14 protein-coding genes are annotated in these 10,411 nt (G+C 68.5%); 12 read left to right on the top strand and 2 right to left on the bottom strand.

Translation table 11 applies throughout. The features are described 5' to 3' along the window. Window positions 1-285: transposase (locus tag APR04_RS19535; RefSeq protein WP_253873318.1), on the bottom strand; the 285-nt coding region annotated here is incomplete at its 3' end. Between the two features lie 214 nt (window positions 286-499). Between APR04_RS19535 and APR04_RS19530 the strand changes: the two genes are divergently transcribed. Further along, entirely contained in the window at window positions 500-850 is a 351-nt protein-coding gene (locus APR04_RS19530) for a hypothetical protein (protein ID WP_253873316.1), read from the top strand. Window positions 851-900: 50 nt separating this feature from the next. On the opposite strand, the gene APR04_RS19525 is transcribed toward APR04_RS19530, so the two are convergent. Continuing rightward, entirely contained in the window at window positions 901-1,305 is a 405-nt protein-coding gene (locus APR04_RS19525; protein ID WP_253873314.1) for a hypothetical protein, read from the bottom strand. A 179-nt stretch (window positions 1,306-1,484) separates the two neighbouring features. On the opposite strand from APR04_RS19525, the gene APR04_RS19520 reads away from it, so the two are divergent. From APR04_RS19520 to APR04_RS19470, 11 genes are all read left to right on the top strand, one after another. Continuing rightward, a complete protein-coding gene (locus APR04_RS19520) occupies window positions 1,485-1,973 on the top strand; it encodes a tyrosine-type recombinase/integrase (RefSeq protein WP_253873312.1) in 489 nt (162 codons plus the stop codon). A gap of 728 nt (window positions 1,974-2,701) precedes the next feature. Then, on the top strand, window positions 2,702-3,271 hold the full coding sequence (locus tag APR04_RS19515) for a hypothetical protein (RefSeq protein ID WP_253873310.1): 570 nt from the start codon (window positions 2,702-2,704) through the stop codon (window positions 3,269-3,271). Continuing rightward, window positions 3,256-4,287 carry a hypothetical protein gene (locus APR04_RS19510; protein WP_253873308.1) on the top strand — a complete coding sequence of 344 codons (1,032 nt, stop codon included), beginning with the start codon at window positions 3,256-3,258 and terminating at the stop codon, window positions 4,285-4,287. The genes APR04_RS19515 and APR04_RS19510 overlap by 16 nt, the downstream gene beginning before the upstream one ends. Window positions 4,288-4,389: 102 nt before the next feature. Then, window positions 4,390-4,995, top strand: a complete 606-nt coding sequence (locus APR04_RS19505) for an SAF domain-containing protein (RefSeq protein ID WP_253873306.1) — start codon at window positions 4,390-4,392, stop codon at window positions 4,993-4,995. A 1-nt stretch (window position 4,996) separates the two neighbouring features. Next, on the top strand, window positions 4,997-5,752 hold the full coding sequence (locus APR04_RS19500) for a CpaE/TadZ family protein (RefSeq protein ID WP_253873304.1): 756 nt from the start codon (window positions 4,997-4,999) through the stop codon (window positions 5,750-5,752). Next, complete coding sequence (locus APR04_RS19495; protein WP_253873302.1) at window positions 5,749-7,296, top strand: TadA family conjugal transfer-associated ATPase; 1,548 nt, start codon at window positions 5,749-5,751, stop codon at window positions 7,294-7,296. Before APR04_RS19500 ends, APR04_RS19495 begins: the two co-directional genes overlap by 4 nt. Before the next feature lie 2 nt (window positions 7,297-7,298). Beyond that, window positions 7,299-8,222 carry a type II secretion system F family protein gene (locus APR04_RS19490; protein WP_253873329.1) on the top strand — a complete coding sequence of 308 codons (924 nt, stop codon included), beginning with the start codon at window positions 7,299-7,301 and terminating at the stop codon, window positions 8,220-8,222. Between the two features lie 47 nt (window positions 8,223-8,269). Next, the gene (locus APR04_RS19485; RefSeq protein WP_253873300.1) at window positions 8,270-9,127 is read left to right on the top strand and encodes a type II secretion system F family protein; all 858 of its coding nucleotides are present in this window, start codon (window positions 8,270-8,272) and stop codon (window positions 9,125-9,127) included. Between the two features lie 111 nt (window positions 9,128-9,238). Beyond that, window positions 9,239-9,466 carry a hypothetical protein gene (locus APR04_RS19480; protein ID WP_253873298.1) on the top strand — a complete coding sequence of 76 codons (228 nt, stop codon included), beginning with the start codon at window positions 9,239-9,241 and terminating at the stop codon, window positions 9,464-9,466. A gap of 50 nt (window positions 9,467-9,516) precedes the next feature. After that, window positions 9,517-9,912 carry a TadE/TadG family type IV pilus assembly protein gene (locus APR04_RS19475; protein ID WP_253873296.1) on the top strand — a complete coding sequence of 132 codons (396 nt, stop codon included), beginning with the start codon at window positions 9,517-9,519 and terminating at the stop codon, window positions 9,910-9,912. Next, window positions 9,909-10,379, top strand: coding sequence for a TadE/TadG family type IV pilus assembly protein (locus APR04_RS19470; protein ID WP_253873294.1), 471 nt, complete (start codon window positions 9,909-9,911; stop codon window positions 10,377-10,379). Before APR04_RS19475 ends, APR04_RS19470 begins: the two co-directional genes overlap by 4 nt. The last annotated feature ends 32 nt before the right edge of the window (window positions 10,380-10,411 follow it).

Below are 10,411 nucleotides of genomic sequence, written 5' to 3'. Positions count from 1 at the left end.
CTCCAGGCGAGCGTTGGCTGCCTCGAGCTCGGCGACCCGTGCCTCCAGCTGCCCGACCCGGCCACCGGAACGCACCGCCGGCTCGCCGGGCGTCGTGCCCGCTGCCGGACCGGCCGTCACGGCGGCCTGCCCGCGCTGCTCAGCCGCGCGGCGCACCCATAACCGCAACGTCTCTCGCGAGACGCCCAAGTCCCGGGCGATCCCCTTGATCGTCGCCCCGGGTGTGGACTCGTACAAGGCCACAGCATCGGCCTTGAACTCCTCCGGATAGTTCTTCATAGCCATGCGGATCAAACTCGCTTCCTCTGGATCCACGATCCAGTATCAGCGTGTCCACCAAACGGGGTGAAGCCCCCCGCTGCCAACGCTGCCACTCATGGCGGCCCTACTGGTGGCGCCCCAAGCACCCTTGCCGGGCCTGGGCCCTGGCCGACCACCACCTGCTGGTCGCTCCCCCGTCCCGACCATCAGGCCCGGTGCACGTCGTCGGAGGCCCGCGATGAATTCCACGACCACGCCGGGCCCCACGATGACCAGGGCGACCTACGACCGGGCTTGGGCGAGGTCAGTCATCGGCTACTGGTCGCACGTGCGTGTGCGCGACATCGACACCGAGTTCGTCACCCTCACGTTCGGGCAGGACGTCATCAAGATCATCCAGCTCACCGTCACGGCGACCTCCACTCGGGACGCCCACCGCCTGGCCCTCCTACTCGATCTACCGCCCGAGGCACCCAACCCCGCCCATGCCTGGCAGACCTGGACCGGATGGGTCTCCGACATCTCCAACCAGTGCGCAGTCCTGGTCCGCGTGACCGCACCCATCGGGTCGACCACCGAGGCGTCATGACCTGCCAGCACACCCTGCACGTCCCGGCGGCGGGCATCCGCCTAGCCTGGTCATCGGCTACCACGATCGTGATCGACCCCGGCCCGGACGAGAATGCCCGCACCCGCAACCTGGCCCGCGAGCGCTGCCTCCTCACCGGTGCGGTTGTCCTGTCCTTGGCTGGTTTGGTGATCCTGCAGGGTTCCCAGCCGGACGAACGGCCCTGGATCCTGGCCGCTGGTCTGCTTCTGAGTGCGCTCGCCTGCGCTGCCGCGCGTCCTGGCCAGCGCGCCGTGCCGCCCGGGCTTGTCGAACTGCTCGAACCCCTGCGCGTCATCGATCCCCTTCACCCGGGCGAGATCCACCGCCTGGTGTGGGAAGCCGCTGGTCTGATCGAGACCACCACGAGGCGCGGCGACATGCCAACCTGCTCTCACTGCGCGGACCGTATCGACCAGATCCACGCCCTGCTGCATGTGCTGGTCCAGCCCCACGGGGGCGGGCCGGTCCTGGCTCGGAGGTTGGACTCGAGCATGCCCGCGGCGGGCGAGACCGGGACCACCGCACGGCCGCCAGGGGCGCACATTTCCTCCTGCCCCTGGGGCTGCACATGCCCGCCGCGTCCAGGCACTCAAGCCGTGAAGCAGAAGGCACCGTGACCGAACCCGTCGCTCAGCTCATCGAGGGCTACCTCACCCCCTACCGGTGCCGGACCCTGGAGAACTACACCGGATACCTCCGCAGGTGGACAACCTGGTGCGGCACCCGCATCGACCCAGCCCGCCCCACCCGGACCGATATCGAGGCCTGGATCGGGGAGCTGCGCGAGGAAGGCCTGGGCGACAACACGATCCGCAGCTACCTGTCCGCGGTGGCCGGGCTCACCCGCTGGCTGGTCACCGAAGGGCACCTCGATACCGATCCAATGACGCACGTGCGTCGACCAGCCACACCCCGGGCAGGAGCCCGCTCGTGGCTGTCACGCCCCGAACGGGCCGCGTTCATCGCCGCCGTCCAGGACGACCCGGACCTGAACGTGCGCGCCGCGCACGCCTCCACCGCCCAGATGCCCGCATACGACCATCTGCGCAGCGTGGCCGGCGGGGACATCGCAATCCGCCTCTACGACGCGATCGCAGCCTGAACGACGATCGCAGCCACTCGACGCCGTCAGTGCCATCGTTCGAACGGCATCATCGGCGCCCGGGCAGCTTTCGTTGGGCTCCGCGTACCGGAGATACCAGGCACCCGCACCCTGGGAGGACCCAACCCAAGGTCGGATTGGTCTCTGGGCGGCGCACCCATCCATAGTCGGAGACGACCGGTCGACCAAGCATCGAGAACTCCGTTGGTGCGTGGGCCGCGACAAAGAACAATCGCACACCGCCGTGGACCCAGCATGCTCGAGCCGTCAAGCCGACCAGACACTGATCGGTCCCGATGCGCTTCCGACGCCACAAGTTCGGGGTCCACCAGGATTTCACCCTCAGAAATCGCGCTCAGACCAAGGCGCAATGGCGCCAGCATGTCCCTGCCGCGCCCCAGGGCTTCAGCGCGACCTCAATGTGTATCACTGCGTCTGCGTTTTTGACCTGCACAAACACAGGTCCGAGGGGCATCAACGCAATTTCTCCGTGCGCGATATTCGAGCGGCCCTCGTGGCACCGTGGTGTCGCGCCAGCTCTTGTTCTCGGTCCACAGGACGGCACTGGATAGCGCCGAGTTGGACAAATGACCAAGTAGCACTTATCGAGATCTGATGCAAATCTAGGCTCCCCGTTTGCACTTCACGACCGGGATCCTTCGTGGAACTCACTTCCGCACCCAGGCGAAGGAGACAGCATGAGAGTTCGGCCCAGCACGATCGCAATCGTGACCGCCGCGGTGTTTGCCGCCGCGGGGTGCACCTCTTTTGCCACAGAGCCGTCGATGTCGACGTCACCCACGACCGCAGCGAGTTCGACGTCCTCCCCTTCTCCGAGCACCAGCCCGACGACGGAAGCGCAGCATGCTGCTGCCAACGCGACGGAACTCGTGCACGAGTACTACCGCACCACCGATGCTGTTGCTACAGACCCCTCTGACCTTGAGCCGCTGAAGTCAGTGGCCACAAGTGCCGAGCTGCTCAGGCTCCAGAACACGTTCACTCAGTGGGCCGACGACGGCTGGCACAAGACCGGCGCGATTACGGTCGTCGAGCTCACAACCCAGTCTGTATCGCTGGAGGATCCCGATCCGACCATTCAGATTGACGTCTGCTACGACGTCACGGGTGTCGACGTCGTCGACAGGTCGGGAGAGTCGCAGGTCGCGACAAACCGTCCCGACCGGACCTGGGAACGACTGTGGGTGTCCAACCCGAACTACGGCGATGATCGCGAGTCCGGTTGGCTCGTTGCTGACCGCAAGACACTGGAGCGCAAGCCATGCGCCGCCCGCTGAGCCGTCTACTCGTGGCCAGTCTCGCGGCAGCGGGACTGTTCGTGCTGCATTCAGAGGTTCCTGCCATATCGCTCGGGTCTGTCTTAGGTGCTGACGGCGACTGCAAGACCGCCGTGGACCAATTCACTGGGACGTGCACGGCGGATGTGACAGTTCCCGGTCGCGGGAGCCGCACTGGCCACCACGATTCTCGCGAGTCCAGTAGATCTGCGGATGCGCAAGGTAGCGAAGGCGTGAGCCGATCGGCCAACAAGGACGACGGTAAGCCGGCGTGCGTGCGGACTGATGGCGTCAAGCCCCAGCCGGTGCCGTGCACGTCGGCGCATGGGATCTGGCAGGCGGATGCGGAGTGCTATGCGAGTGCGACGCCGTCTGATCCGCAACCGCCGCAGTCGTCGGCGGTGTGGCAGCACTTTGACGAGAACTTCGGCGTCGGCGACGAGCAGGGCAAGGTCTACGACTGCTACTACCCGTCCACAGGGCAGACGGCTCTGATCTACCTATTCGATCCGCCGACAGCCGCGCAGGCTCCGCCGACGCCGGGCGAAGTCGCACGGGAGGCGCTGGCAAAGCTGGACCTGCGGGCGGTCGAGATCGGGATGGCGCCGCAGCCGCCGGCCACGGCGGTAGTCGGGCTACCGGTCTGGTTGTGGGTCGACCATCCGTCCGAGGAGACGTTCGGCCCGGCCTCGGCGTCTGCGACCGTGCGCGGCGTGACCGTCACGGTCACGGCCAAGGTGACCGACGTCGTCTGGGACCTGGATGACGGCACCACGCTCTCCTGCGATGCCGGGACTGCGTACCGAGCCGAATTCGGGGCGACGCCGTCACCCGACTGCGGCCATGTCTTTCTGCGTGAGTCCGGCACCCGGCCGGACGGCGCTTACACGGTGACGGCTACCTCGACCTGGACGGTCGAGTGGGCTGGTGCCGGGCAGACCGGGACGATCGCCATGGACCCGTTGGTGGCCCAGACACAGGTGATCGTGGCAGAGGGTCAGGTGCTCGTGAGCTAAGCGGGCGCCCAAAAGGGGGCACAAATGTCCGAATCCACCACCACACGACAGAACGCAACCGACCATGAACCAGCGGCTACCCGGCCGCCCATTGCACCGCCAGTGTTACGACGCCAGCCCTGGCTCGCGGTCCTGGCCTGCGCGGCGTTGGCCACCGGCGGTGTGCTCGGCCTGGTCACATGGATGCTCATGTCCACGTCGCAGGACATCGTGATCGCGGCCCACGACCTGGACGCCTACGAGGTGGTGGATGCTGACGACGTCCAGGTCGTCTCGGTCACCCTGGACCCTTCGGTCTCGGCCATCCCCGGTCGGGATGCTGCCGCACTGATCGGTCAGCGCGTCACCGGCGCGGTCGAGGCGGGCGGGGTCCTGTCCCCCGGCTTGGTGTCCGAGGACGCGTTCCCGCCCGAGGGGCAGTCGGTGGTCAGGGTGACGTTGACCCCGGATCAGTCCGGTGAGCTCTCGCTGGAACCGGGTGACGCGGTGCGGGTTGTCGTGTCCGCTGCGACCGCTCAGTCCGACGCCGAGCCGACCTACACCTCGGCGCAGGTCGCGGCTGTCCGCGTAGGCGCATCGCGGACCGTCGTGGAGGTGCTGGTCCCGCACGAGGAAGCTGTTGCACTGTCGGATGCCGTGGTCGCCGGACGGGCTTCCCTCGTCCACGACTCCGCCGTGACTTCGGATGCCGCCGGCGGGGGTGAGTGAGGTGGCCGTGATCGCTCTCGCCTCGACGAACGGTGCGCCAGGTGTCAGCAGCACCTGCCTGGGCCTGACGTTGGCCTGGCCAAGGCCCGTGTTGTTGCTCGAGGCCGACCCGCGCGGGTTGTCCGCGCTGCTGGCGGGGTGGTTCCAGGGCGCCGGGCCCTACGAGACGGGCCTGGTCGAGCTCGCGCTGTCGTCGCTGGCCCCGGCGGACGCTCTGCGGGAGGTCGCGCTGCCCTTCGAGGGGACGCAGGCGTCGTTCGTGGCCGGCCTGCGGACACACACCCAGGCCCCGACGCTGCGTGGACAGTGGGAGCCGATCGCCCAGGCGCTGGCCGAGCTTGACGCCGAAGGCACCGACGTGATCGTGGACGCCGGCGCGCTCGGCTACCCAGGCTCACCAGGTCCGGTGCTCGCTTCGGCCGACGTGACCCTCCTGACCCTGAGGTCATCGCTGCCGTCCCTGGCAGGCGCTCGTCCGTGGGCCGACGTCGTGGTGCGCGAGTCGCTGTGGCGCAACCCAGGTCTGCTGCTAGTCGGTGAGAAGCGCCCCTACACGGGGCGTGAGATAGCCGCTTCCCTGTCCCTTCCCTTGATGGCGCAGGTGGCCTGGGACCCCAAGGGCGCCGAGTTCTACTCCCAGGGCAGCAGGCAGCCGGGCTCGTTCGAGACCAGCAAATACGTGCGATCGCTGAATGCCGCGGTCGCAACGCTGCAGACCGTGCTCGCGCACCACCGCACCCTGGAGGTGCGCGCATGACCGCTCTGCGTGACACCCGATCCGCCGATGACAGCAGCCCTGACTACGACCTGCCCCGTCCCACGTCGATCCCGTTCCTGACCGAACCACTGCCCGACACGACCACTGTGGCACCGACTACTCCTGGACTATCTGCCGGCACGGGTGCCAACCCGTGGGTGGCGCCGTCCGGCACGGTACACCTCGGCCCCGACGTGAACTGGAGCCTGGTGGCCAGTCTGCGCACGCAGGCGTCGAAGGACCTGGCAGCGCGGGCCTCAGCCGCGGAGGGCCCTCTCGACCGTCCCGCCCGCGAGCAACTCGCTTGGGACATCATCCAGGGCTTGATCGCGCAGATCAGGGTCAGCCGGGCGAACACCGACGGCGGCACGTTGAGCACTCTGCAGCAAAGTGAGCTGGCGCAGGCGGTGTTCGACGCTCTGTACCGGATGGGCCGGCTGCAACCGCTCCTGGAGGACAAGCGCGTCGAGAACGTCCTGATCTACGGCTTCGACGAGGTGTGGCTCGAGCTCAACGACGGCGCCTTGGTCGCCGGCCCGCAGGTCGCCGACAGCGACGAGCAACTCATCGAGTTCTTGCAGTTCCTCGCCTCCCGTTCCGAGGCCAACCCGCGGATCTTCTCCGAGGCGCGGCCACGCCTGCACCTGCAGCTGGACGACGGGTCACGACTGGCCGCGGTCGCCTGGGTCACCCCGCGACCCCAGGTCACCATCCGCCGCCACCGCGTCGTCGAGGTCTCCCTGGACGACCTCGCCCGGGACGGCGTCATGACCCCGTTGGCGGCGCAGTTCCTAGCCGCGGCGGTCCGGGACCGACGCTCCATCGTGGTGTCCGGCTCTCCCGGTGCGGGCAAGACGACGCTCGTGCGGGCCTTGTGCTCGCACATCCACCCGCTCGAGCAGATCGCCACCATCGAAACAGAGGCCGAGCTGCGTCTGCAGGAGCGGCGGCGGTTCGTGCGGGCGTGGGAGGCACGACCAGGCACGGGGGAGATCGGCCCGGACGGGCGGCAGGCCGGCGAGTACACGCTGTCCGACGCCGTGTGGGACAGCCTGCGGTTCAACGTGCAGCGGACCGTCGTCGGCGAGATCCGCGGGCCTGAGGTGATCGCGATGCTCAAGACGATGGAGAACGGGTCCGGATCGTTGTCCACGACCCACGCCCGGGGCGCCATCGACGCGATCGAGAAGCTGACCACGTGCGCTATGGAGGCCGGCGCCCAGTTCACCCACGACATGGTGACCGCCAAGCTGGCCCAGGCGATCGACTTGGTGGTCCACATCGAACTGACCCTCCCCGACGAGGACGACGAGCATGCCCACCGTGGTGGTGCTCGCCCTGCCACGGTCCGGCGGCGGGTGACCGAGATCGTGGCGATCAGCCGCGGCGACCAGCCCGGGACATTCGCGTCTACTCGGGTGTTCACCACCGGACCTGACGGTCAACTGGTGCCCGGTGTGCTGCCGGACGAGTACCGCAGCCTCGCCCGGCGCCGTTTCGACCTGGCCGCCTACGCAGCCGCCCAGAGCATCGGGGGCCGGTGACCATGTGGCTCGCGATCACCACCGGTGCTCTCATCGGGCTCAGTGTCTTCTTCCTGGTCGCCTGGTGGCGGGCATGGGCCCTCCTCCCACGCCCAGGCACCTGGCACCGCAGCCGCCTCGCGCGTGTCTCGCGCCGCAGTTGGATGCTGATCGGAGCGGGACTGGTCGGCGGGATCGTCGTCTGGACAGTCACGGGGATGCTGCTCGCGCTGGTCGGGATCCCCGCCGCGGTGATCGGCCTGCCCGCGCTGTTGTCCAATCGGGCCGAGACCGATCAGATCGCTCGCCTGGACGCCATGGCCGAGTGGTGTCGCTCGCTCGCCGGGGTGATCACCGTCGGGATCGGCCTGGAGCAGGCACTGCGGGACTCGCAACGGGCAGCCCCGGCACCGATCAAGAAGCCCGTCGAACAGCTCGTTCACCGGGTGGACGCCCGGTGGGACACCGAAGCGGCGGTCCGGGCGTTCGCCGAAGACCTTCACGACCCGACCGGTGACCTCATCGCCATTGAGCTCTCGCTGGCCGCTCGCCGTCGCGGCACCGGGCTGGCTGCGATGCTGGAGGCGGTGGCCGACTCGGCAGCAGCCGATGTTCGCTCGCGCCGTCAGGTCGCGGCAGACCGGGCCAAGTCCCGGGCCACGGCTCGCTGGGTGACGATCCTTTTCGTCGGTGTGCTGGTCGCCCTGGCGTTCAGCGGGGAGTACGCCGAGCCGTACACCACCGTCCTGGGACAGGTGGTCCTCGCGGCGCTGATCGGTGCCTACCTCGGCACGCTGGTCTGGCTGGACCGTATCGCCCGGGGCAAGCCGCCTGCCCGGAGCCTCGGCGTTCAGGCTCGCGCGGAACGTGACCGGCGTGTGCGCGCCACGGTTCTCACCTCCCCTGTCCCGTCTGCCCCGGTCGGCGCCTGGGGAGGGGCGTCATGACCGGCCTGGCCGGCGCCGTGATCGTCGGCGGCCTCCTTGCTCTCGGGTTGACGCTGCTGGGCATCTACTTCTTTGCGCCCGCCCGGGTCGATCCCGTCAAGGCGCTGGCTGCACTGGCCCCGTCGCGCACCATGATCCCGAGTGTCCGGGTCCAGCCCGCACCGCAGGACGGTGTCGAACGCCTCGGGACTTGGGCGATGCGCAACGTGCCCGACACGGTATGGCTGCGGACCCCGGTCAAGGAACTGAATCTGCTGGGCCGGTCGCTGACCCGGTTCTACGGAGAGAGGATCGTGTTCGCCGCCTATGGTCTGGCGATCGCGCCCCTGGCCGTTTGGGTCGTGGGCCTGTTCGGGCTGGAGCTGCCGCCGGTGGTCTCCGTAGCCGGTGCGGTCTTCCTGGCCGTGGTGATGTTCTTCGTCCCGAACTACAACGCCATCGACGACGCGAAGAAGATGCGCACCGAGCTGCGGCGAGAGGTAGCCACCTACGTCGAAGCGGTCGCCTTCGAACGTGCCGGCGGGTCCGGTGTGCGGCAGGCCATGGAACACGCCGCCGCGGCCGGTGACCACTGGGTCTGGGCCCGGATCAGCCAGGAGCTGACCCAGTCACGCACCTCCGGGCAATCCCCCTGGGACGCACTGGAAGCCCTCGGGGACGAGCTGACCTTGCCGGAGCTGGCGAACGTCGCCCACGTGCTGCGCCTGGCGGGCGAGGAGGGCACCGCCGTCGCAGCCAGTCTGCAGGCGCAACGGACCGCGCTGCGTGCAGCGCTGGTCACCGATGACCTGGCCGCCGCCAACGCGGCCAACGAACGCATGGACATACCCCGATCCCTGCTCGGTGTCGTGTTTCTCGCGCTGCTGATGGCCCCCGCCGTCCTGCGGATCTTCCAGAACACCTGACCCCCACTCCCCTGCCCGCATAACCACCCGGATTCGAAGAAGGAGGGGCCCGCCCATCAGTACCCCAGACCCGGCGGCTGACGTCGCCGGACCGACGGAAGGACCACCCTCATGCTTCACCTGTACGTCACCCTCCAGGTAGCCCAGACCATGCTCTTCGACCGGCTCACGGACCCGTCACGACGGCAGCGGACCGAGCTCGATCGGGAGGCCGGCGGGATCACGCTGGAGTTCGTCTCCTGGGCAGTCGCCCTGCTCGTCGTGGCCGGGATCGTGATCGCCGTGGTGACCCAGTACGCCGAGTCCGAGTCGGCAAAGATCATCAGCCCGAACCCCTGACCATGATGACCCCACGGCCGGCTGCTCGACAGCGAGCGACCCGACAGAAAGTGACCGGGCCCGGGCGGCGCGACGACCGAGGCTCCATCACGCTCGAGATGATCGTCGCACTGCCCGCCCTGCTCGGGCTGTTCTTCATCTGTGTGCAGGCCGGGCTGGTCCATCACGCCCGGCAGGTCGTGATCGCCGCAGCCAACCAGGGCGCGTTCGCCGCCGCGGCCGAGTACGGCACCGGCACCGACGGCACCGCTGCCGCGACGTCGTTCCTGGACCAGGTCGGCGACGACGCGCTGACCGAGTGGTCGGTGAGTGCCACCCGTAACGCCACGACCGTGCAAGTCCAGATCACGGCACAGGCCTACTCAATCCTGCCCGGATTCGAACCCGAGGTCTCCGCCGTCGCCTCGGCGCCAGCGGAAACCCTCACCCGAAGCGTGACCCCATGAATCACATCAACGCTGCCCGCGCCGCCAAGAGGCACACCGGCGCCGCTCGCACCGGAAACACCGAGGCGGGCTCGGCGTCGCTCGAGATGGCCGTGAATGTGGTGGGTTTCGGGCTGCTGCTGGCCCTGGTCCTGCTGGCAGGCCGGGTGGTGACGGCACGACAGGTGGTCGAGACCGCCGCCTACGACGCCGCCCGCACCGCCTCCATCACCCGCGACATCACGCTCGCCCCCGCGCGGGCGCAGGAAGCTGCCAGCGCGAGCCTTACCAACCAGGACCTGACATGCATGTCGAGCAGCACGAGCGTGGACACCTCGCGGTACTCGTCCACCCCCGGTGAGCCATCACAGATCACCGTCACTGTGTCGTGCGAGGTCAACCTCACCGACCTCGCCCTCGGGCCCATCACCCACACCGTGAGCCGAGCAGCCACCTCGCCGGTTGATTCGTGGAGGTCGACCTCATGAACCGCAACGAGCCGCATACAACTCGCCCCGTC

It is taken from the genome of Promicromonospora umidemergens (assembly GCF_024171995.1).
Taxonomy (GTDB): domain Bacteria; phylum Actinomycetota; class Actinomycetes; order Actinomycetales; family Cellulomonadaceae; genus Promicromonospora; species Promicromonospora umidemergens.
The sequence above is the reverse complement of the archived record's forward strand: the minus strand, read 5'-3'. Positions and strand labels throughout refer to the sequence as shown.

Bases quoted from the DNA above. Each gene is read 5' to 3' on its own strand.
- APR04_RS19530 (WP_253873316.1), top strand. From the start codon at position 500: ATGAATTCCACGACCACGCCGGGCCCCACGATGACCAGGGCGACCTAC.
- APR04_RS19525 (WP_253873314.1), bottom strand. From the start codon at position 1,305: ATGCAGCAGGGCGTGGATCTGGTCGATACGGTCCGCGCAGTGAGAGCA.
- APR04_RS19510 (WP_253873308.1), top strand. From the start codon at position 3,256: ATGCGCCGCCCGCTGAGCCGTCTACTCGTGGCCAGTCTCGCGGCAGCG.
- APR04_RS19495 (WP_253873302.1), top strand. From the start codon at position 5,749: ATGACCGCTCTGCGTGACACCCGATCCGCCGATGACAGCAGCCCTGAC.
- APR04_RS19490 (WP_253873329.1), top strand. From the start codon at position 7,299: ATGTGGCTCGCGATCACCACCGGTGCTCTCATCGGGCTCAGTGTCTTC.
- APR04_RS19480 (WP_253873298.1), top strand. From the start codon at position 9,239: ATGCTTCACCTGTACGTCACCCTCCAGGTAGCCCAGACCATGCTCTTC.
- APR04_RS19470 (WP_253873294.1), top strand. From the start codon at position 9,909: ATGAATCACATCAACGCTGCCCGCGCCGCCAAGAGGCACACCGGCGCC.